The following is a 22,474-nucleotide window of genomic DNA, read 5'->3' as shown; positions in this document are numbered from 1 at the left end:
TGGCTCCTTGGGTGTCAGCGCCTTGCCAACGTCGATAGGATATAGTCGGTGATCTCCGCAAGCAGATTGAACGGCCCGCGGCGTGCGAGATCGTCTGCCGCCCGGCGCGCGCGCTGGGCGAATTGCGGGCCGGTCAGCACGGCCGTGATGGCCTGGCTGGCGTGATCCTCGGTAAAACGGTTCGAACTCCTGAGAACGGTGGCAGTGCCCAGCTTTCCTGCGAATTCGCCATTCTTCTGTTGCTCGAAGTGCCTGGGCACAATGCATTGCGGCCGCCCCATCGCCAGGACCTGCTCAAGCGTTCCGATCCCGCCGTGATGAATAACCGCGCGCGAGCGTGCGACGACTTCCTCGATCGGCTGCGGCGCCTCATGGATCTTGAGTCCACGCTCGCGCCAGGCGGCCCTGATTTCGTCATTGGCGTCGCGCAGGAAGATCTCGCCAGTCCAATCCTTGCCGGCAAGCGCTGTCAGAACCTTAGGAGTTCCCGGATAACTGTAGGACAGATAACCGAAATAGTCCTGCGACGGCGCCACCGTTGCGGGCGCCGGAAGCGGGCTGAGCGGCGAGCTCGAGGTGTTTTCCCGAAACGCGTGATAGGGATCGAGTTCCGGAATGGTGACGACGAAATTCCGCTCGCCATGCATCAGCGCCGGAACGCGGTCCGGGATCGGCTTGCCACGGCGGCGCTGCACTTCCTGGACCGTCTGCAGCAGCTTCGCCGGATCGACCCGGTTTGGATGGTCCTTGAAGGTGCGAAATTCCGACCAGTTGCCGGGCGGTAACGTGAACCAGTCGCCGACCGGGACGACCGGACGTTCGCCGAAAGCCGCGAGCCCCGCCGTCGGAGAATAGTCCGAGACGATGAGGTCCGGATCGAAAGACTCGATAATTGCCGACCAGCCGTCTGTTAGCGCTGCGAGGAGATCCGGGTCGACATATCCCACCGTCGCCAGGACGTCGCCGATCGAGGCTATCGGTTTGCCTTCGACCTCCTTCGACACGTAGGGCTTCACCAACGGACACTGGAACACACGGAAACCGTCCCGTGCGATGACCGGATGAGTCACCGTCAGATTGCGAACGGCGAAGGCGCAAGTGACGCCTTTTTCCTTCAGGACGCGCGCGATCGGAAGCAGGCGGTTCACATGTCCGAAGCCGTCGCCGAGTTCCCAGGCAAATAAAACGCGCGTCACGAGATCCCTTTCGCATCCCTGAGGTCCGAGAGGGCGGCGCCGACTCTCTCTATCACCCCGGCCCAGTCACCCGGTTCGGATTGGCGGAACAGGCGGGCCGAAGGATACCAGGGACTGTCGTCGCGATGCTGCAGCCAGCGCCAGTCCGGATTATGCGACAGCAGCACGAAGACCGGACACCCCATCCCGCCGACGAGATGCGCCACAGACGTGCAGGTGGTGACGGTGACATCGAGCTGACGGACAATCGAGACGGTATCGGCAAAGGACTTGATGTCCTTGCTCAACGGAACAAGCGAGGCCGGAGCCTGGGCGATGTCCGCTTCCCGCGGACCTTTCTGCAGGCTGTAGCACTGGACGCCATCGAGGCCGAAGAGCGGAAGGTAATGTTCGACCTTCGACGACCGGATATCGTCGCCCGGGAAAGCCGGATTGCCACCCCAGACGATGCCGACATTGAGCTTTCCGGCATCGAGGCCCGGGACCGGGAACCGCTCCGGCCCGATCGCATTGATGTAGGGGGCCTTCGGAAGATCCTCGACGGTATCGATGCCCAGCATCAGCGGCAGGGAAAGCTGCGGGTAGTGACAATCGAATTTCGGTTCCTCGCCGGGTTTGCGCGGCACCAGTTCGACCATCGATTTGTAGTCGGAATAGACCTCGAGAATCTCTTCGTGGGCCTCCAGGAGGATCCGGCCTTTCTTCTTGCCGGCCTGGGCGCGTTCGACGGCCGCGGGTACGAACCGAAGGAATTGCAGCGCATCCCCGATTCCCTGCTCCGCGAGGATCAGCAGGGTGCGTCCTTCCAGCGGAGAGCCGTCCCATTCGGGCTGTTTCAGCGCCCGTTTCTTGGTCGGGAAGGATGAGGTCTGCCAGCGCCACTCGTATTCCTCGAACCCTTCCCGCAACTCGCCGTCTGCGAGAAGCGCCAGCGACAGATTCCAGTGGAAGGTCGGCTCGTCCGGCCTGAGCACGAGGGCCCGCCGGAACGACCGGATCGATTGCGCCAGGTCGCCCGTCTCCTTCATCAGATTGCCGAGGTTGTAGAACGCCCCTGAATTGTCCGGCTCGATCATGATCGATTTCTTGAGGGCCCGCTCCGCCTTCTCGAAGTGGCAGCATTGCCGGTAGACGGAGCCGAGGTTCGAATAGGCCGACGAGAATAGCGGCTCGTAGGCCACGGACAGTTCGTAGGCCTGGATCGCGCCCGCGAAATTCGGGATCTTGTAGCGCTGATTGCCGATTTCGAGGATCTTGTCCCGTACCTTGGGATCGAATTCGCAGGCTCGCCTCAGAACCCTGACCGCCCGGTCCCTCTCGCCCATCTCGAAATAGAGTATCGCAAGGTCCCGCATCGCATCGATGAAGCGCGGCCGCAGATTGACCGCCGCCTCCAGATGGGCGCGAGCCGCCGGCAGGACGCCCTTGCGATAACAATAGCCTCCGGCGGCATAGCGCACGGCGGCATCGCTGGGCACCATCTCGAGCGCGATGCGGAACACGTCCTCGGTGAATTTGTTGTCGCCGATCTTCCGCGCCAGGTCGATTGCCAGCCGGATAAGCATCAAGTCCCCCGGCGAGGCCATCTTCAGGGCCTCTGCGAGGAGCTCGCGGGCACGGGTGGGGTTCTTGCGCTCGAAAGCCAGTCTGGCCTCGATACCGGCCTGGACCGCGGTCCGGCCGACATCCTTGAGCATCTGGGCGGAGGTTTTCTGCGCCTCGTCGAGTTTGCCTTCGGCGATTTGCGTCATGGCTGCCTTGGTATCGTTGTGCAGCTTCACTCGTGCCGGCAGGTCGATTGCTTTCATCTTCAGCTCAATTTGATCAGGCCGAACTTGGCCAGCCACGGCAGGGTACGGCGGAGATGCCGACGGAGTTCCGGAGCAACAGTGCTCTCCATGTCACCGACCGAAAGCGGCCCCTCGGCGGACAGGCGGGCGAGCACGTCCGGCAGGAGCCGGCTCGGAAGCATGAGATCGCTCGAGAAGGTGCAGAACGGATGACGGGCGAGGTCCTCGATCCCGTCAAGGTCGGAGTCCGGATCGGCGCTGACCACGGTATCGGCGGAAAGTACCGCGCTCGGATGCGGCGCGAAGATAGCGAACGGATCCGGGTAGAGCGGGTGTGGGCTTTCCTGCGTACCACGCGGAGCGACTTCGGGAGCCGAAGCGCGCAGCTCCCGCAATTCCAGCCAGAGATCCTCATAGGCCCGGATCACGACCGACCAATCGTAGTGGGTCCGGGCCCTCGCCCGACCCGCCTCGCCCATCCGGGCGCGCAGTTCCGGATCCTTTGCCAGCTGCACCAAGGCATCCGCCGTCGCCTGCAGATCGCAGGACGTCGACATGCAGGCCCGGCCTACGAAACGATCGTAGTCGTCCCGCCGGGTCTGATACTTGACCGCGAATTCGAGCCCGCTTCCGCTGCCGGGAGCGGCCGTCGGGACGCGGAATCCGGTCTCGCCGTGCACAATGGTGTCCTTGTAGCCGTCCCAGTCGCTTACCACCGACGGCAAGCCCGCCGCCATGGCCTCGATCGGCGTCAGCCCGAAGGTTTCTTGGATATTGTCGGAGAGGGAGAGGAAGACATCCGCGCCTTGCCAGGATCCGTTGACGAGATCGTCGTCCCGTCCGTCGACAAAATGAACTTCGGCCGCATCGGTGTAGGTTTCAGCCCCGCTCCTGAAAAGCTTCAGGATGTTGTCGTTCGGCGCCTGGCCTACCATGACGAGATGGACCTTCCGGTCCGTGAGCCGCTTCGCCGCGCGTTCGGCCGCGAGATACATCGGCACCGGGTGGGCCTTGGCATGGAAGGTGAAGCGGCCGAGAAACAGGATCACGAAGTCGCCGTCGCGCGCACCGATCCCGGCACGGAACGACTGCCGAGCCGCTTGGTCTTCGGCGTAGCGCGCACCGTCGACGCCGAGCGGAATGATCGGAAGCTTCAGGGAAGTCTCGCACTTGGCCCCGGTCCTGCGCGCCAGATAGTCGGCGTAGGTCTCCATCGCGTTCTCGACCACGTCTCGGGCGACACGGGAGGTGCAGACCAGGGCATCCCAGGGCTGCAGCGGCAGGATGTGAAAATTGGCGAGGCCGGCAATGATCCGGTCCGACGCCAGGGTATGGGTCACGCCGCAGATACTGTAGGCGCGCTGGTCCCTGACCCTGCGCTCCCAGGCGAACTCGTCGAGAACAGGGCCCGGAACCATGAGGCACTCGGCGGCGGAACCGGCCGCCGGCATGGTCTGGAAGTTCCGGATTTCGCGTGCTTGGGGATCGCGTTGCCGGGCAGCCGCGGCGAACTCGGCCGCATGATTCTCGTTCGGCGTCACGCTGACATGCATAGGCGCACGCCCGTGCCGGAACAGTCCGGTCAGGAACCCGCTGCCCGCGGAATGGCGGCCCTTCACTCCGACGCGATCCGCCTTGTAGGCATCGGGATGATAATGAATGGCGCAAACAGGAGTGGCTGACACGAAGAACCGTCCGGCAACGGAATAATATGAAGACGAAATCTAAAGCGTTGCGTTTATAGAGGATGGCTGGACCGGTGCAAAGCGCTCTCGCCCCTGCGACAAAGCGAATCCTTTGGAGCCGTCCGCTCGCATGCTAATGAGACGCACATGCAATTCGTCCGTTTGGAGTAAATCATGACTGCAGTTGCCGGCTCCCGCCCCCTGCGGATCTATATCGGCTGGGACAGCCGCGAACCGATCGCCTACGACGTCTGCGAGCATTCCCTGCGCCGCCACAGCGACGCGGATCTGGAGATCGTCCCCCTGAAACAGGAGGACCTGCGCGCGGCGGGACTCTATTCCAAGGATGCCGATCCGCTGGCGTCCACCGAGTTCACCTATACCCGCTTCCTTGTTCCGCACCTCGCGGGCTACGAAGGCTGGGCGCTGTTTTGCGATTGCGATTTTCTCTGGACCACCGACGTCGCGAAGCTGTTCGCGCTGGCCGACGACGAGAAGGCTCTGATCTGCGTCCAGCACGATTACCGTCCGACCGAACGGACCAAGATGGACGGCAAGGCGCAGACCGTCTATCCGCGCAAGAACTGGTCCAGCATGATGCTGATCAATTGCGGCCACCCGGCCAACGCCGCACTCACTCCGGAGGTGGTCAATCGGGAGGGGGGCGCGTTCCTGCACCGCTTCCAGTGGATTCCCGACGAGCTGATCGGTTCCGTGGACCGTACCTGGAACTGGCTTGAGGGCTGGTACGACAAACCGGCCGACGGCTCCCACCCGGCCGCGATCCACTATACCCGCGGCGGCCCCTGGTTCGAGAACTGGCAGGACGTCGATTACGGCGATCTTTGGCTCGCCGAGGAGGCGATGGTCAAAGCGAAAGAAAACGTCTGACGCTTTCCGAAAGATTCGCGATCGGAGCCCCCCAGCCACTATCGGAGCGTCGGAACAGACGGAGGCTCGGATACCAGCGCGAGCCGCTTCCTTCGCGTCCCCAGAACCAGAGCGGCAGGCGCGGCAGCAAAATGAAACCCGGGCGCCGGAGCGCCCCGGCCATGTGCGCATTGATGCCCGAGATCGAGACCGTGGCGTCGAGGCAGGCTATGAGGGCGGCCAGACCGTCGAGATCGTTCCGGAGATCGCTGACAGGCGATGGGAGAATGCGCTCCGGCAGCTCGCCGGACGCGCCGCCGCCCGCGTACTGAAGGCTTACGAGCCTGATCTCCGGAGAGGACAGCAAAGGCTCCCATTCGGTGAGTTCAGTGGATTTCGACCAGGACGTCCGCGCGCCGCCGCCACCCCATGAAAATCCGACCAACCGCGCGCCGCCGCGGGCAGATCCGAGCGCCTCGCCGAGTTCGGTCACACGATCCGGATCCGCCTTGAACGGATGAAGATCCGGAGAGCGGCCCGTCCGCTCGTGGAAGCATGCAAGCAGGGCTGACGGAACATGATAGTCGAACCGCTCGAGATGCCGCGGGGCGTCGTCCCGCGCTTCTACTGCCACCCCTGGGAAACTGCGCCGGCAGAGCGCGACCAGACGCGGATCGGTCTCCAGAGTCACCTCGGCTCCCAGCTCCGCCAGCCATTGCGCAAGCGGTGCGAAAATGATCTCGTCGCCGATCCCGAAATCGCCCCAGACCAGGATGCGCCGGCCCTTCACCGGCTGCCCGAGCCAGAGCGGGAGAGAACCGAACTCAAGGCTGCGCGCACCTTCGTGAGGCTCCGTCCAACGCACATGATGCGCCCGGTATCCGCCCGACAGATCGCCGGCGCCGATCCGGAGGCAGGAGGAGAGCCACAGACCGTCGCGATGTTTCGGGTCGAGGATCAGGGTCTGCCTAAGCTCGGTCTCGGCAGCCTCCGCTTCGCCGCAATCGACCAGAGCGGCGGCGAGATTGGCACGAAGGCCTGCGGCCCCCGGCGCGCGCGCCAAAGCCGTGCGATACAGATCGACTGCTCGCAGCAGATCGCCGGCCGCGTGCAGATTGGCGGCAAGATGCTCGGACGCCGCCGCCATCTCCGGGCTCTTTGCATCCGCGGCGAAAAGCGCCTCCCTGAACGCCCGGCCGGGATCGCGGCCGCCGTCTTCTTGCCGCTGCAACCCGAGTTGCTGATAAAGCCGCGGACGGTCCGGCATCTCGATCAAAGTGCGTCGGATGATCGTTTCCGCGCAAACCGGCCGGCCCAGCCGGTGCAATTGGATCGCTCTTGCGAGTGCAACCTCCTGAGCGCCGCCATAGCGGGACATGATTTCCTCAAGCTCCGCCGGCAACGCTTCCCGGCGCTGGGCAAGGGCCGTGAGGAGAGCCGCCATCGGGCCGGGCACTGCCGGCTCCAGGAAGAGCGCATGACGGGCGAGACGGACAAGCACGTCGCTGTTCATCCGGGTCCGGCGTGCAACAGCAAGCAAATTGCCGTATCCGCCCGCGTCCTCCGGAAAGAGGCATACGTAGCGTCGCAGCATGTCGATGGCGGCAGCCATATTGCCGGCGCGAAAGGCCGCTCCCGCTTCCGCCCTTAGTTCCGCGCGTCGGGCCTCGTCACCCGGCGAAGGCGTCAAGCCCCCAGTTCGGACCATAGCGCAAGGTCGCTTGTCTTCGTCGCGTTCCATCCCATCGCTTCGGCGATGTCGGACGGGATGGTGCTGGTCGGTTCCGGTTTCTCGCCACGCCCCAGCCGTTCGACGATGTCTTTCTGTATCGGCAGGCAGACCCTCTTCAGATCGTACCGCTCGACGACCGTCTTGCGCGCCGCCTTGCGGACCGGGTTCATTTTCTTGCCTTTCGCCAGGGCGTCGATCACTGCGTCCGCCAGAAGATCGGGATTGCCATATTCGACGAGCAGCCCGTTCTTGCCATGCCTGATCACTTCGCGAACCGGGGCCGTATCGCTCGCGACCACGAGACATTCCTTCGCCATCGCTTCGAGCATCGACCAGGAAAGCACGAAAGGATAGGTCAGATAAATGTGCGCGCTGGAGATCGACAGCATCCGTCCGAACTCCCCGTAGGGCAGACGGCCGAGAAAATGGAGCCGGCTCGCGTCCAGTTTCCGGTGCGGAATCAATGCGTCCTTCCAGCTGTCGGCATAGCCGGGGCCAGTGCCGTAACTGATCTCTTCGCCGCCGGTGATCAGAATATGAGCTTTCGGTCGTGCCTGAAGGATCCGTTCCAGCGCTCCGGCGACCACGTCGAAGCCTCGGTAAGGCTCAAGGTTCCGGGCGACATATGTGACGACCTCGTCCTTCGCAGTCAGCCGCCGTCCGTCGGCGAGATCGATAAAGGCGTCTGGCTCGCGCACGCATGCGTCGGTGTCGATCCCGTCATGAACCACCGTCATGCCCTCGCGGAAAGCCTTCGGATGGGTCGACCATTGCCAATAGGTCGGTGCATATCCCCAATCCGCCGCCGCCATACTGAGCAGCATGTGGGCGTTGCGCACGCGGGTCCGGCAATCCCGGTCGATGTCCGGCTTCTTATTGACGAAATCGGTATCGGTACCGTGGGAGCGGTAAAAAAACTCGTTAAAGGCAAGCAGGCGGGCCTCGGGATATACGTCCTTGAGGAACATCGCCTCGCCCCAGCCGGTGTGGGCGCAGATTACGTCCGGTGAGAAACCTTCGGACTGCAGCTTGAGGGCTACCCGGGTGATCGCCTGGCCGTGCAGGATCTGGTCCTCGAAACGGTCGAAATACCGGTGTGGAGGGGTTCCCGCCTGACGATGAAGCTCGTACTCGACCTTGCGCACGCCGGGGAGGTTCGGACGTCTGGGCTTGGTGAGGAAGACCACCTCATGCCCGTCGGCCGCCAATGCAGGCGCGAGGTGCTTGAACTGGCCGGGCATATTTTGGTGGGCGAAAAGGACTCTCATTGGCACTGAACCATGTTGTCACAGGCTACGAATTATCATTGATACTCTTACCGTACGCGCTTATGAATTCCCCGACGTTGCGATGCAAGCTCGGTTCCTGTGGCATACAGTGAATTTTGGAGCATCTCTCATTTCGAATGGCGTCGCTTTGTTCTGCTATACTCCAGCGATAGATCAATTTGTACGGGCAAGAGCTTTATGGCGAAATCAAAAACGCCGATAGACGCGAGTCAGACGATCGACGACCCGCTGCAGCGCATTTTCAGCACCTGCCGCGATGCCTTCGTGACAGCGGGCGTGTTCAGTTTCGTCGTGAACATGCTCGTTCTGACGATGCCGCTCTATATGTTCTCGCTGTTCGACCGGGTTCTCGGCACAGGCAACATGGCGACGCTCACACTGCTGGCTCTGATGGCCATGGGAGCACTGCTCGTCCAAGCCCTGGTCGATATTGCCCGTACTTACGTCTTTACGAAAGTCAGTACCTGGATCGACGAACAGATCTCGCCGCAGCTCTTCGAGAAATCTGTGACAGGCGCTCTGACCCGTGGCGGCGCCGGCAGCGACGCCCTCGATCAACTCCAAAGCCTGCGCGGATTTCTCGCTGGCCAGAGCATTTTCATGCTCATGGACATTCCGTTTATTCCGATCTTCATGCTGGTCCTGTTCATGCTGAACTTCGGGATAGGAATGACGGCCGCAATCGGCGGCGGGATCCTATTGATTCTGGCGCTCATAAACCGGTCGATTTCGGACTCGCACCTGGCGCGGGCGACGACGGCTGCAAACCGGGCGCGCAAGATCAGCCGCTCGGCAAGCGAAAACGCCGACATCGTCGAAGCGATGGGGATGCGGAAGTCGTTAATGTCCACCTGGACGGCCTACAACCGGCTCGCTCTTACACTGCAGAGCGATGCCAGCAGGGCGTCCGGAACCGTCCAAGCCTTCATCAAAATGATGCGCATGGGCATCATGATGGCAGTGATGACCGTTGCCGCAATCCAGATCGTCGACCCGACGAGCGGCCTTTCCCGCGGTGCAATGATGGCGTCCGTTATTCTGGTTTCACGCGCGCTCATGCCGCTGGAAGTCGTGGTCGGGTCCTGGGCACAGGTCTCGGATGCAATCCAGAAATACAGATCCCTGTCACAAATCCTCAAAGGCGAAAAAGGCAAGCCTGAAGACAGTGTATATCCGCTGGAGCCTAAGGGCGCACTCTCGGTCGAGAACGTTCACTACGGCATTCGGGGCATGAAGCGGAATATTCTGTCCAGGGTGTCGTTCGAACTCGAGCCCGGTGAATCCGTGGCAATCATCGGCCCCTCGGCGGCCGGAAAGACCACACTCGCGCGATTGCTGGCAGGTATCGATCATCCGACCTCTGGCGTCGTCCGCCTCGATGGTGCGGACGTCTACAGATGGCCGAGCGAGGATCGCGGACGCCATGTCGGCTACCTGCCGCAGCAGGTGCTCCTCTTCGAGGGAACGATCCGCGACAACATTTCGAGGTTCGACGATTCGATCACGAACGAACAGGTTATCCAGGCCGCAGAAATGGCCGGTCTGCACCGCATGATCCTGGAAATGGAACAGGGATACGATACGGAGGTCGGCCATAACGGCACCCTTCTTTCCGGCGGTCAGAGACAGCGCGTCGGTCTCGCCCGTGCCCTGCTCGGCGACCCGAAACTGGTCATTCTGGATGAGCCAAACGCCAATCTGGATACCGAAGGCGATACGGCGCTCAAGAACGCGATCGAGATCCTGAAATCCCGCGGTGCGACAGTTGTCGTCATCTTGCACCGCCCCAATATCCTGCAGATCGTGGACAAGATTCTCGTTCTGAGGAATGGGATGGTGCAGAAATTCTCTAATCGCGACGATGTCATGCCGTTGATTGGCGGTGTCGTGAACCAGTCGAGAATCGAACAGCCGTCCGCCAAGGCGATTGCGGAAAGTTGATAGGAGCTTTCAATGGCTAATTCCGTGCCCGCGATTGACGGAGATTTACTTCAGAAGCGCCTGCCGATCCCCGCACGGGATCAGGTGAGAGCGGTCTCCGGCGAATTTCAGATCTCATCAAGGAGCTGGACCGGAGCATCCCTGTTCGGCTGGAGTGTCCTCTTTCTCTTCCTTGTGGTCTTTGGCGGCTGGTCATACGTCGCGCCCCTCGCGAGCGCGGTCCGCGCCCAGGGCAAGCTCCATGTCATCAGCGAAGAGCAGGTGATCCAGCATTTAGAAGGCGGGATCGTCAAAGAGATCCTCGTTCATGAGGGGCAGACGGTCGATCAGGGTGACGTGCTGGTCCGCCTCGATCCGCTCCAGACAGAGTCCCAGTACGCCCAGCTCCAAAATCAGATTCTGACGTTGCTCGCCGAGCGCGCGCGCCTGGAAGCGGAACGTGACGACCGACCGGAAATCGAGTTTCCCGAGCGGATCATGAGTCAGTTGGACGATCCCCAGATCGCAGCTTTGGTAGCGCGGGAAACGAGCCTGTTCGAAAAAACGCGCCGATCCACAAATGACCAGAAAGTGCTGGTCACCGAAAGGATCGGGCAACTCCAGACCCAGATCAGAGGATCGGTCGAACGTCTGGAATCGACGCGCCGGCAGATCGAGATCGTCGAGGAGGAACTTGACGGAGTCCGGGCTCTTTACGAGAAGGGTCTCGAGCGCAAACCGAGGCTGCTGGCCCTGGAGCGCGGAAAGGAATCCCTGAGGGGTACCGCCGGCCAGTTAGAAGCGCTCATCGCGCAATTAAAGCAGGAGATCAACGAGCAGAAGCTGAGGCTCGAAGCCTTTGCGAATGAGCGGGAGAGAGAAATCTCGGATCGCCTCAGGTCCAATGCTGTCCGGCTCGTCGACTTTCAAGAACAGGAAAACGTCTGGCGCGATCGCCGCGAACGCATTCAGATAAGGGCGCCGCGCAGCGGACAGGTGGTCAACCTGAATGTCCATACCCTGAATGGCGTCGTTCGCCCTGCCGAACCGCTTATGACCATCGTTCCTCTCGATGATCAGCTGATCGTCACAGCTAAAATCAAACAAAAGGATGTCGACGTCATTCTGGTCGGCGCGCCTGTGCAACTTCAGCTCTCCGCATTCAATCCCAGGACAACGCCGCCGATCGAAGGCACTTTGACGTCGGTTTCGGCCGACGTCATTCGAGATGAGAGAGGGCAGGAGTCCTTCGAAGCACGTATTTCGATCGATCCGGTGTCGCTGGCGCACAATCTACCGGGCGTGAAGCTCACGGCCGGCATGACAGTTTCGGCATTGATCTCCGTTGGCGAGCGGACTTTGTTCGAGTATATCGTCACGCCGTTGAGCCAGAGCCTGGATCAGGCAATGCGTGAGCCATGATCCAAACATGCTGATGGATCAGTATGTCTAAGCGTGCGGCTGACGGAGATGAGAGAGCTGATGTGAGTACGGGTACCGAAGTAACCGTTCGGTCTTTGCCACTGCGAATTATCCTCTCGACCGCCGAAGAGGCCTTGAGAAAGAAGAACTTTCCCATTGCGGAGCGCCTTTTCGATGAGGCGCTCCGGAAAAAGAGCTTCTCTATCAGAGGCCTGAGCGGATTAGGCCGTCTCTATAACGAGACAAACGAACCGGCAAAGGCATCGTGTTGCCTGACCCGGCTGATGACTTACAGACCGGATATCCCCTTTGCACCCGCCCAATTCGCCCATGCATGCTCGATGCTTGGCGATTTTTCCGGTGCGGCACGATGGTATCGTCGGGCACTCTCAATCGCCCCGGATGACCGGGCTACTGCCATCGCGCTTGGCATTACCCTGTTGCGGCTCGGCAAATGGGAAGAGGGATTTGCCTTGTACGATCTGCGCGAAGGTGCGGTTTCCCTCGAAAAATCGATCGGAAAAGAAAAGATCTGGGACGGTACCGCCGATCTGCGCGGAAAAAACGTCCTCGTGGTCGGCGAACAGGGACATGGCGACCATATCCAATTCTTGCGCTATTGCGCGCTCCTCAAGGACAAGGGTGCGCGCGTCACATTTTTCACCCGAGAGCTCCTGGAAAAGCTTTGCGCATGGATGCCCGCAATCGACGAGGTCGCGCTCGACAATGACAAGGTCTCGTTCGATTACACCGTCATGGCCATGAGCCTGCCCAGACTATTCAACACACGGCCGGACAACATTCCTTTGCGTTCCGCGTATCTCACGGCACCGCCAGATGCTGTGGCACGCATCGCTTCCGAGCTTTCCAGCAAAAAGAAAATTGCACTCGCCTGGAAAGGCAATCCGCAAAACTCCCGGGATGCGGTCAGATCCTGTCCGCCGGATCTGTTCGCCCGCCTGATCAAGACCTTGCCCGACGTCGAGTTCTACGCACTACCTTTCGATCTTTCTTCTGAAACCCACGAGCAGCTTTCACGGCTCCGTCCCATCTGTGAGCCGGATGCCACGTTTGCGGACGTAGCGGAGCAGCTTCTCTCGTTCGACCTCATCATTTCCGTGGATACCAGTCTGGCACATCTTGCCGGCGCCCTCGGTGTTCCGACCTGGCTCATGATCGGACACCAGCCGGACTGGCGCTGGCTTGCCGAGGGAAACGAGAGTCTCTGGTACGATTCCGTCCGGCTTTTCCGCATCACCGACGGCTGGCCGGATCTCATAGACCGGGTTGGAGAGGAGCTGGATCATTTCCTTGCAAAACCCTCGGAACGCAGCCAATAAAATTCTGATTTGAGTGACAAAGGACTAAATGGTGGCCGTTTCTGCAATCCTGGACGCGATCGACCGAAAAGACGCATTCGTGCTCCTTGAGACTCCGAGCGATTCGATATCCTGGGATCTGACTGGTCAGCAACTGATACGGGGCCAGGACATCCGCTCCGCTCTTCGCTTTTTCAAACGATCCGCGATTTCCGGGCCGCCCTACTCCGAGAACGGCCTCTATCGCCTCGCGATGGCTTTTGAGCTCAACGGAGACATCGAGTCAGCAGCCGGCCATTATGTAAGAGTGGCCAATAGCGGGTCCGCACTTTCGCGCGACGCACGGCGTCGAGCGGTTGGCTGCTTCGGCCAGCTTTCACAATGGGACAGGATCGTGGATCTGATGTCCAGTGAATCCGCCGCGGAGTGGGTGAACTTCCACAGAGACGTCGCGATGCTCGTCGGCATCGCCTTCGGAAATTGCGGGCGGATATGCCGGGCCATCAGTTGGTTATGCATCGCTCCTCAGATTTCTGACCGGGACAGCGATCCGGCTAAGGTCGTCAGCAACTTGCTCGAAAGAGGCGCGAATCCCGGGTCTTCCGAGGACGTCGAGAACTTAATCCTGGAAACGGCACATGTCCTGTTTGCAGAGGATTGGCTCGCACGGAAGGTATTTCGCTGGATTCTGCGTTACGGACATCAAACAGCGCTTGAAAGTGTCCTGGCGTCGCATGAACTGATCGTACGGAGCGGAGGCAAAAGCCTTGGCTATGCCGCCGCTTATCATCTGGAACTCAAGCATGACCAGAGCGCGATCAGAAACGCGGCCCGCCGGGCACTGATCTGGCATCCAGACGATCGGATGGGGATGCGGGCGATATTGCCGAACGAGCACGAATTTGCGCAACAGAACGCGGAGTGGCTCCTCCGATGGGCAAAGGTCGCGGCCATTCTCCCGAATGTTGAGGATCATACCGCCAACGATGCCGCCATTGCCCTCAAGTTCGTGGATCAGGAGATATGCCTAGTCTATCTCGAACGGCTGGCGGACAAGTTCAAAGCAAGTCCGCGGCTCCTCTACAACATCGCGAGCCATTTCAATGAGAAATCTTTCGCGGAGACGGCCTATCCGATGGTCCGACGGGCGATTCTCATGGAGCCTGCTTATGCTAAGGCACTGAGTGCCTATTCAGTGTCAAATTCGATAATGCTGGACCCCGAACCAGGAGTAGTAGCTGCCAAGCGCGCCTTAGTCTGCGATCCGTCTCTACAGTCCGGACACACAAATCTTGCGATGGCCTACCGTGGGCTGGGTAATTTGGGAAAGGCCATCGAAGCCGGTCTCAGACAGCTGGAATATCACCCGAGAGATGCCGTCGCCCGGATGGGAGTAGCGTTCAATCAGCTGACCATCGGTGCTATCGAGCAAGGGTTTCACAATTACCGTAGCCGTTGGGCGCAAAAAAACTTTCCCTCGCAGAAACGCCCGTTCCCACAGAGAGAATGGGCACTTCAAAAGCTTCCTCCCGGAAAAAAGACCCTTATTTATATGGAACAGGGGATGGGGGACGAGTTGATGTTCTCTTGGTTCCTGCGCTATGCTGACATGATTGTTCCCGGTCAGCTTGTTGTCGAATGCGATCCGCGCCTTATTCCGGTGTTCGAGCGCTCTTTCCCTTCGATCGAGTTCAGAGGCCGGGACGCTCCGGTGGATCCCCGTCTCCTCGCCGACGATGTTCTCTACAAACTCCCGATCGGGCATTTGCCAAGTCTCTTTACGGCTGAGCTGAGGACTTTGATCAGGGAGAGATGGGCTCTGGCAGTCGAACCCCGGGTGGCAGGCCACGGCTGGATCGTCCCGGACGCAGACGGAGTAGCACACTGGAAAAGCAAGGTACGTGAAATTGCCTCTGGGGATCGGCCAGCAATCGGAGTGGCGTGGCGAAGCGGGCAAATAACGCGGACACGGAAGTTGCAATATCTGGCGCCTGACGAACTTGCGGCGAGCCTCCCGGATAATACAGTGGCGATCAATCTACAGTACGTGTTTGAAGAAGAAGAGATTGAGCAGTTTGAAAGCGCCGCGTCTCCGCGCGGGATTACATTGACGACGTTCGAGGGGCTCGATCTGAAGGACGACTTAAGCGATGTGATCGACCTTATAGCAGCGTTAGACGCCGTGGTGACACCGATGACTTCCACGGCATTTATGGGAGGCGTTCTAGGGATACCGACATGGGTCTTCCGTACGTCGGAATTCAAGGCCACCTGGCATCAGCTCGGGACGCCGCACATACCGTGGATCCCCGAGATCAAGCTCTGCTTCAGGGATCCGCGCGTGGGTTGGGAAGACGTTATTAGCCGTATTCATGACGATCTGTTGGAGGCGCGGGGCTGGCTTCTTTCGCGACGGGCATGACTGCCGGAATGAAATCGGATGGACAGGTTGTAGTGAATGAACCTGATGTTCTTAGGCTTCCCAAGCGGCTTTTTCACGGTGGGTATTTTCATCTGCCGCTGAAACTGTTGGGGGATTCGGAAGCCGGTCCCGTTTTGCGGTTTCCTGAGGGCCAGCTCTCGGACCCGGGTCTCCAACGCTTTGTTTTCGAGGAGTTTCACCAGTCGGGTTTCGAAGCTCGCGAACGTGCGGTTCTGGCCCATTTCCTTTCGGACGACGCCATTTTCATCGATATCGGCGCGCATTTTGGGCTCTATCCGCTCGTCCTGTGCGAGCGCTTTCCCGGTATCCTCTGTGTCGCGATAGAACCCTCTCCCGATAATTTTTCGATCCTGGTTGAAAATGTCGCTCTCGCGGGGATCAGAAGCCGGGTTCAGTGTCTCGAATGCGCCCTTGGGCGCGGCACAGGATCGGGACGGCTTCGGCTCAATTCGAGCATGGGTCACCATCTTGTTACCCAGGTTTCCGGGGCCGGGAGCCCCGAGATTGAAGTGGAAGTGCGGAAACTCGATTCTTTACTTTCCGGCCTTCAGGCAGACGCGTTTGCTCACCGCCCCGTCTGGCTGAAGATCGATACGGAGGGTCGGGAGCTGGATGTTCTGTCCGGCGGACGTGAGTTGCTTGTTTCCGGCCGGGTTGCTGGCGTTCTCTGGGAGTATCGAATTGGTGTGGAGCAAAATCCCCGCAAGGCGGAAATCCTTAGTCTCCTGGAGGAATGCGGTTTCTCCTCAAGGGAAATTACCGACGGCAATATACTATCTCTGCGATGTGCGGATCATTTTAGAGAGATCGAGGATATCTAGCCACGGACAGTTCCGCTTGTTTTCGCCCAGTCCTAGAGATTGCGGGCTTTCGCTATGGCTGTTGCGATTTCGACATCGTCTTGATAGTCAATGTCAATTGAGCGCCAGTTCGGCATAACATGAATGGCTGAATTTTCGTCGTAGAATTTTCCCGATCTGCCGAACTCGTCTGCTTGAAAAATGTACATCGCACCGTTGATGGCCCAATGTTCATTGTGGATGGACCTCATCGGCGAGTAGTCAATTCGGGGTGAACGTCCCAAAACATGCATGTCTGAAACCTCCCCAAAGGGCGGCGAGGGCGGCAGGCGCCAGCGGCAGACAGCGACACCACTTTTGGCTGCTGTTTTGCGCATTTCCTCAAGAAGCTCCGCGATATCTCTACCTGTACGAAAGGGCGACGTCAGTTGCAGGAGGACGATTGTGCTCTTTGCAAGGTTTTCGGTCCGGATCAGGTGCCGGATCACGTCTTCGGTTGTTGCGTCATCGCCAGCGAGGCGGTCCGGGCGGGCGGCGACCCGAATGCTTGGGTAAGAAGCTGCGTCCCGGGCAAGATCCGGATCGTCGGTGGAAAGGATGATCCGGTCAATACAGCCCGAGCGCTCGATGCAGCCGGCGGTTCTGTCCAGGAGGGATCTGTCGCCTATGACGAGGCGGTTCTTTTGTGGAACACGTTTCGATCCGCAGCGCGCGGGAATGATGGCGACCACGTCCTTTGCGTTTTTCACTGAAATGATCTCTTTAACGCAAACGGGCGGACCGAATGGTCCGCCCGCACGCTTTATGTCTAGAACCTGAACTTAGCTGAAGGTGAAGTCGTTCAGGTCCAGGGTCGTGACACCGAAGACCCGGATCACCGCGTAGTCGGTACCAGCAGTACCGTTGATACCGACGAGCACGGAGTTGGAGCCGGAGACCTGCGTGATCGAGTTCGCCGCACCGGTGATACCGGCAGCAGACGTCGCAAAGGCCGGGAGACCACCGCTCGAGAAGCCGAAGCCAGAGAGGTTGATGATATCGCTGCCATCTTCGAACGAGAAGATATTGGCAACGGTTGCACCAGCCTGGATGTCTGTCGCCGGGGCCGCCAGAGAGATGTCGTTGATCACGAAGGTATCGCTACCACCGTCACCATACAGCAGATCGGTACCACCGGTCGCACCACCATCGGCATAGAGGACGTCGTTGCCGTCGCCGCCGTAGATCGTGTCGTCGCCAGCGCTCGAGGCATAGATGATATCGTTGCCAGCGCCGCCGGAGATCAGATCTCCGTTAGTGCCTGCGGCATACATGATATCGTTGCCGTCTTCACCGAACAGAGTGTCGCCACCGGTACCCGCGTAGAACAGGTCGTTACCGGCACCACCATACATCAGGACGGTGGTCAGGTTGCCGAGAGCGGAGAGGGTGTCTTCGCCGTCGCCGGCATAAAGCGTATCCGCACCGATCGTGCCCTGCAGGTTGTCGTTACCGGCGTTGCCGAACAGACGGTCGGCATCGCTACCGCCGTTGACGACGTCGTTACCAGCACCACCGTACAGCGTGTCGGCACCACTCGAACCGAAGATGGTATCCAGACCGGCGTTACCGTAGATCAGGTCGTTGCCGTCACCACCGGAGATGGTGTCGTTGTCCTGGCCGCCGAAGACGGTGTCCGCACCGGCAAAACCCGAGATCGCGTCCGCACCGGTGTTACCATAGATCAGGTCGTTGCCACCCGCGCCGCTGATGACGTCGTTATCGGCACCGCCGAACATCGCGCCACCGGTACCAGCGGTGAGGGTATCCGCACCGGCACCACCGTAAAGCGTGTCAGCACCACCCGAACCGAGGATGACGTCGCCACCGAGGTTACCATAGATCAGGTCCGCATCCGCGCCGCCGGAGATCGCGTCGTTGTCGGCGCCACCGAAGATGGTGTCGGAACCGGCACCGCCGACAATCGTATCACGCTCGGAGTTACCGTAGATCAGGTCGGAGCTGGCGCCACCGGAGATGGTGTCGTTACCGGCACCGCCATAGATCACGTCGGAACCGTCGTTGCCGGAGATGGAATCGCCGCCGAGGTTACCGAAGATGGTGTCGGCACCAGAGCCGCCATCGATCGTGTCATTGCCCTGACCGCCATACACGAGGTCAGAATCGCCTTCGCCAAGAATGCTGTCGTTGCCGAGGTTACCGTACAGAACGTCGTTGCCGTCGGAACCGGACAGAACGTCCGCATCCTGACCGCCGAAGACGGTATCGGCGCCAGAACCAGCGAGAACAGTGTCGCCGCCCTGGTTACCATAGATAAGATCCGCACCACCGAGCGCGGAGACGATGTCAGACCCACCCAGTGCGGTGATCTGATCAGCGTTACCCGTACCCGTGATGGTATCCGGTGAACTGGTGCCCGTTATCGTTGCCATTACAACCCCCTAGTTAGCATCAAAGCTACACCAAACTGTCTGGGTTAGCTTTGGTGCTGCAGTCGGATTTCGTCAACCAAAAAATCCTGCACACCAAGCGAACGCCAGTCCTATTACTAGCCGCGACGAAACGGCTCGGGTGGTTTATTACACCGCTTGCCTAATGAACGCAAGCGGTTAGACGGCGGTTTTAGCCCGCTGCCACACCGATCCCGAAAGACCGTTCGAGTCCACCTTCTCACTTTGCGTTAATTCCATGATCGCAGATATTTTTGTTTTTTTTCAGACGACTAAGCGCCGATCACAACCGTCATACATCTGTCATGCGATGGATCGGGCATCTCCGCGCAGAGGGAAATTATCCGATATCGGGCAATTCAGCTGGAATTCCGGTCCTAGACCGTGACTTCTCGGCAACAGACGCGCCCGAACGAGCGGAACGTCAGCCACCCTGAACCTTCGGAAGGCGAAGCCTCACTGCGTCGAGCAACGCTTCCTCCGGCGTCGCATCGGACGGCCATTGCAGCACGCTGAGGGGAAGCACCGGGGAAACCGCTGCTCCCACCCGGTATCTCCAGTCTTTCTGTTGCTCGCGCAGCAGGACGACCGACGGCGTTCCAACGGCGTTGGCCATCGGAACCAGGGCCGTCGCGATGGTTGCGACCAGATCAATCGCCGCAAGCGCTTCGGCCAGCGCTTCGAGATCGTCCCTGACATCGAATTCGGGCCAAGCGATGCGGTCGTCGCCCAATACCGCTTCAAGTCGGTTCCGGTCAGCGTCGTCCATTCCGTATTGCAGCGGGACGAATCGAATGCGTTCGATCGCGCTCAGTGAGGCAAACCGTTCGATCTCCATTTCGAACGACCGATGCTGTAGCGGCTTGATGCTGCGCCATGCGAGACCAACCAGGTCGTATCTGCCGTCCGCGGACATTGTCCGGCGAAGGCGCGCGACCCGGCCAGAATCGGTCCGCAGCCAGGCCGAGGGAGTCCTTTTCGTTTCCAGTCCCAGCCTGTGCGGAAGGCTGAGCAGCGGCAGTTGCGACTGGAACCCGGAAATGTCGAGGTCCGCATCGGGACGCCTGGCCACAACTTTCGCGAACGGAAAAGATCTCTCGACCAGCGGCACCAGGCGCGCATCGACCTCGACCGTGAAACGCTCCGGGCGACCGCGAAGCGCGGTCAGGTAGGACAATCCCCAAACCTCGTCCCCCAGACCTTGCTCTCCCCAGATCAGAATCTCTCTGTCGGCGATTCGGCCGCTCTCCCAGAGCGGCAGGTCGAACGAGGCCCTGGGCCAGAGCGTCCGCTCTCCCAAAGGCGCTTCCAGGGGAGTGAACCATCGGTTTTCGTACGCTTTCAGACCTTCAGCGTAGCGTCCTGACTTGAGCAGCGCGAGAGCAAGGTTGTTCTGGAAGCGCAGGTCATCCGGCGTCAGCTGTGTCGCCCGCATCAGATATTTCAATGCCGCATCAACCGAGCCCAGCTCCATATGGATTGTCCCGAAGGTAAAATACCGTTCGGCGTTCGCCGGATCGACAATCACCTGGCCGCGGGACAGGGCGAGAGCCCCATCAAGGTCTCCGGATCTTTCGAGGATCGCGGCGCGGTTCATCGCGACCGCTTGCGAGCCGGGCGCGACAATTTCCGCGAATCCGAGCAACCGCCGCGCGCCGGGAAATTTTCTGGAATCGATAAGATTCCCGGCCGCCGCGATATATCCGTTCACGGCGGACGGATCGCAAAGGATCGATCGGCAAAGGCAGAGACGGCTCTCCGGAATCTCATGAAATCGTTGATGAATGATGCCGCGTAGCCGCCATGCCTCACTCGATCTGGGATCCTGCCGTAGTGCCGCCAACACGTTTTCAAGCGCTTCAACCACCCGGCCCCGTTCAAGCTGACGTTCGGCAATGGCGCATCCGGCGCCTGGACCCGAGGCGCTACTCCAGACCCAAGCTCTGGCCTGAAGCTCCCGGGCCTTCGCCGCACTTTCCGCCAGGGCCCCGAGATTTCCGAAAACACGCCCATGCCCAGGCTCCAGCAAGGCCGCCCGTTTGAGCGCCGCGACCGCCGCAGGAACAGCTCCGCGCTGAAGCATTTTGTTCGAAAGGTTCACATGGAGCCGGAAATCCTCCGGACCGGCAACGAGCGCTCGTGACAGGAACTCGTGCCCACGCTCGGGCCAGCTCCCGGCGAGAGCCGCCCAGCGGCCGGCTTCGGACGGATCGATCATCGCCAGACTACGCCGGGCAGCGCGCTGATGCTCCCCGCCGGCCCGTCCCTGCAGAACCTGTTTCAGACGACCGATCGGATCTCCACCGTCACCGCTGCTTGCGCGCGTCATACCGGCAGGCCTCCGGCCATGATCTAGAGCCCCAGACGCTCCGATTTCGGGCCGTCCTTCAGTTCGACCCAGCCACCGATCTCCATGCTGCGATAGAGCGCGTGTAGAAAGGCGAGCGCCTTGCTGCCCTCATCGACCGAAACCGGCACATCCGTCTTGCCGGCACGCCAGCAGTCGATCACCTCGCGGATATAGGGTCCGTGCCCGAGCCCGTAGCTGGTCGGAACCTCCTGCGAGCAGGTCTCGATCACGTCTTCGTCGCCAGGCTGCGGCTCGACCGATTCCCAAGTTTCCACCAAGTTGATCGCGCGGCCGCCGACCTTGGCCAGCGCCTTGTCCCCGACGATATGGAGCGAGGCCTCGAAATCCCTCGGCCGCGCGGCGGTCGTCGCCTCGATGGTGCCCATGGCCCCGTTCTCGAAGCGCACGATCGCGGTCGCGGTATCCTCGGCCTCGAGCTTGTTGATGACAGCGCGTCCCTGGGCGCAGACGGCCTCGATCGGACCGCCGAGCCAGCGCATCGCGTCGATATGGTGGATCGCCTGCTGGGACAGCACGCCCCCATCCATCAGCCAGCGGCCGTGCCAGGGGTCGTCATAATAAGACTGGTCGCGGCTCCAATGCACCCTGATGCCGACCGTCACGAGTTTCCCGAAACGGCCCTCATCGACGGCACGGCGCAGGAACCGCATCGCCGGATTGTAACGGTTCTGCTTGATTTCGGCGCAGATCAGCCCCCGTGTCCCGGCGATCTCCGAAAGCTCGGCGGCGTGCTCCAGACGCAGGGCGACCGGCTTCTCGACGATCACGTTGATCCCGGCCTCGAGCACCCTCTTCGCGTGCTTATAATGGTTTCCCGACTCGGTCAGGATGCAGATCAGATCCGGCTTCGTCGCGATCAGCGCGTCGATATCCTGTACCACGGGGCTGCCGCCGACATCCTTGGCGAAGGAGGCTGACTTGCCGGCATCGAAATCCGTGACGGCGACGACATCCGCGATATCGGTGAGCTCGTCGCGGAACACCTCTCGGTACCGCGCCGATACCCGGCCACACCCAAGAACCCCGATCCGAGCCCGATTCGCCCCCGCCGCATTCATCGTCGTCTCACTCCACCCGTTGGATGCCGGCACCGCCTGAGTGGCCGCGGCCATGCCACGCTAAATGGCATGGAAGCCGGTGCTAAGAAAAGGGTTTAAAGGCTTTCGGTATTGACCGAACCGGGCATC

Annotated in this window: 15 protein-coding genes; 6 read left to right on the top strand and 9 right to left on the bottom strand. The window is 60.5% G+C overall.

Translation table 11 applies throughout. The features are described 5' to 3' along the window. Positions 1-14 precede the first annotated feature (14 nt). The 3 genes from IG122_RS24515 to IG122_RS22255 are packed head-to-tail and all read right to left on the bottom strand — an operon-like array spanning position 15 to position 4,671. Positions 15-1,196 (bottom strand): glycosyltransferase, encoded by a 1,182-nt coding sequence (locus tag IG122_RS24515; RefSeq protein WP_193188773.1) that lies wholly within the window; start codon positions 1,194-1,196, stop codon positions 15-17. Next, entirely contained in the window at positions 1,193-3,004 is a 1,812-nt protein-coding gene (locus IG122_RS22260) for a tetratricopeptide repeat protein (protein WP_193188772.1), read from the bottom strand. Before IG122_RS22260 ends, IG122_RS24515 begins: the two co-directional genes overlap by 4 nt. A gap of 2 nt (positions 3,005-3,006) precedes the next feature. Beyond that, entirely contained in the window at positions 3,007-4,671 is a 1,665-nt protein-coding gene (locus IG122_RS22255; RefSeq protein WP_193188771.1) for a glycosyltransferase family 4 protein, read from the bottom strand. Between the two features lie 174 nt (positions 4,672-4,845). Here IG122_RS22255 and IG122_RS22250 point away from each other — a divergent pair, with 174 nt between their 5' ends. Next, positions 4,846-5,562, top strand: a complete 717-nt coding sequence (locus IG122_RS22250) for a glycosyltransferase (RefSeq protein WP_193188770.1) — start codon at positions 4,846-4,848, stop codon at positions 5,560-5,562. On the opposite strand, the gene IG122_RS22245 is transcribed toward IG122_RS22250, so the two are convergent. After that, positions 5,540-7,231, bottom strand: a complete 1,692-nt coding sequence (locus tag IG122_RS22245; RefSeq protein ID WP_193188769.1) for a tetratricopeptide repeat protein — start codon at positions 7,229-7,231, stop codon at positions 5,540-5,542. The two genes, IG122_RS22250 and IG122_RS22245, sit on opposite strands and share 23 nt — an antisense overlap. Next, entirely contained in the window at positions 7,228-8,514 is a 1,287-nt protein-coding gene (locus IG122_RS22240) for a glycosyltransferase family 4 protein (protein WP_226893852.1), read from the bottom strand. Before IG122_RS22240 ends, IG122_RS22245 begins: the two co-directional genes overlap by 4 nt. Before the next feature lie 126 nt (positions 8,515-8,640). Between IG122_RS22240 and IG122_RS22235 the strand changes: the two genes are divergently transcribed. The 5 genes from IG122_RS22235 to IG122_RS22215 all read left to right on the top strand — a co-directional run bounded on the left by IG122_RS22235 (position 8,641) and on the right by IG122_RS22215 (position 16,487). Next, on the top strand, positions 8,641-10,503 hold the full coding sequence (locus IG122_RS22235) for a type I secretion system permease/ATPase (protein WP_193188767.1): 1,863 nt from the start codon (positions 8,641-8,643) through the stop codon (positions 10,501-10,503). Positions 10,504-10,515: 12 nt separating this feature from the next. Further along, positions 10,516-11,904, top strand: coding sequence for an HlyD family type I secretion periplasmic adaptor subunit (locus IG122_RS22230; protein ID WP_193188766.1), 1,389 nt, complete (start codon positions 10,516-10,518; stop codon positions 11,902-11,904). A 62-nt stretch (positions 11,905-11,966) separates the two neighbouring features. Then, a complete protein-coding gene (locus IG122_RS22225) occupies positions 11,967-13,244 on the top strand; it encodes a tetratricopeptide repeat protein (RefSeq protein WP_193188765.1) in 1,278 nt (425 codons plus the stop codon). A gap of 28 nt (positions 13,245-13,272) precedes the next feature. After that, positions 13,273-15,645 carry a tetratricopeptide repeat protein gene (locus IG122_RS22220; RefSeq protein ID WP_193188764.1) on the top strand — a complete coding sequence of 791 codons (2,373 nt, stop codon included), beginning with the start codon at positions 13,273-13,275 and terminating at the stop codon, positions 15,643-15,645. A 32-nt stretch (positions 15,646-15,677) separates the two neighbouring features. Then, on the top strand, positions 15,678-16,487 hold the full coding sequence (locus IG122_RS22215; protein WP_193188763.1) for an FkbM family methyltransferase: 810 nt from the start codon (positions 15,678-15,680) through the stop codon (positions 16,485-16,487). A 32-nt stretch (positions 16,488-16,519) separates the two neighbouring features. Here the strand turns inward: IG122_RS22215 and IG122_RS22210 are convergent, their stop codons facing one another. The 4 genes from IG122_RS22210 to IG122_RS22195 form a co-directional block, all read right to left on the bottom strand. Continuing rightward, the gene (locus IG122_RS22210) at positions 16,520-17,215 is read right to left on the bottom strand and encodes an acylneuraminate cytidylyltransferase family protein (protein WP_193188762.1); all 696 of its coding nucleotides are present in this window, start codon (positions 17,213-17,215) and stop codon (positions 16,520-16,522) included. Between the two features lie 72 nt (positions 17,216-17,287). Continuing rightward, positions 17,288-18,898: a calcium-binding protein gene (locus tag IG122_RS22205; RefSeq protein ID WP_193188761.1), complete on the bottom strand. Its 1,611-nt coding sequence runs from the start codon at positions 18,896-18,898 to the stop codon at positions 17,288-17,290. Positions 18,899-19,340: 442 nt separating this feature from the next. Continuing rightward, positions 19,341-21,017: a tetratricopeptide repeat protein gene (locus tag IG122_RS22200; RefSeq protein WP_319024951.1), complete on the bottom strand. Its 1,677-nt coding sequence runs from the start codon at positions 21,015-21,017 to the stop codon at positions 19,341-19,343. Positions 21,018-21,268: 251 nt separating this feature from the next. Then, entirely contained in the window at positions 21,269-22,345 is a 1,077-nt protein-coding gene (locus IG122_RS22195; RefSeq protein WP_193188759.1) for a Gfo/Idh/MocA family protein, read from the bottom strand. Positions 22,346-22,474 lie beyond the last annotated feature (129 nt).

The sequence above is a fragment of the Nisaea sediminum genome (assembly GCF_014904705.1).
In the GTDB taxonomy this organism is placed as follows: Bacteria; Pseudomonadota; Alphaproteobacteria; order Thalassobaculales; family Thalassobaculaceae; genus Nisaea; species Nisaea sediminum.
Note: the sequence above shows the minus strand (reverse complement) of the source record. Positions and strands in the feature narration are given on the sequence as shown.

What these genes read in the sequence shown, in the direction of transcription:
- IG122_RS22260 (WP_193188772.1), bottom strand. Translation starts at nt 3,004, where the DNA reads ATGAAAGCAATCGACCTGCCGGCACGAGTGAAGCTGCACAACGATACC.
- IG122_RS22250 (WP_193188770.1), top strand. Translation starts at nt 4,846, where the DNA reads ATGACTGCAGTTGCCGGCTCCCGCCCCCTGCGGATCTATATCGGCTGG.
- IG122_RS22240 (WP_226893852.1), bottom strand. Translation starts at nt 8,514, where the DNA reads ATGCCCGGCCAGTTCAAGCACCTCGCGCCTGCATTGGCGGCCGACGGG.
- IG122_RS22230 (WP_193188766.1), top strand. Translation starts at nt 10,516, where the DNA reads ATGGCTAATTCCGTGCCCGCGATTGACGGAGATTTACTTCAGAAGCGC.
- IG122_RS22220 (WP_193188764.1), top strand. Translation starts at nt 13,273, where the DNA reads ATGGTGGCCGTTTCTGCAATCCTGGACGCGATCGACCGAAAAGACGCA.
- IG122_RS22205 (WP_193188761.1), bottom strand. Translation starts at nt 18,898, where the DNA reads ATGGCAACGATAACGGGCACCAGTTCACCGGATACCATCACGGGTACG.
- IG122_RS22195 (WP_193188759.1), bottom strand. Translation starts at nt 22,345, where the DNA reads ATGAATGCGGCGGGGGCGAATCGGGCTCGGATCGGGGTTCTTGGGTGT.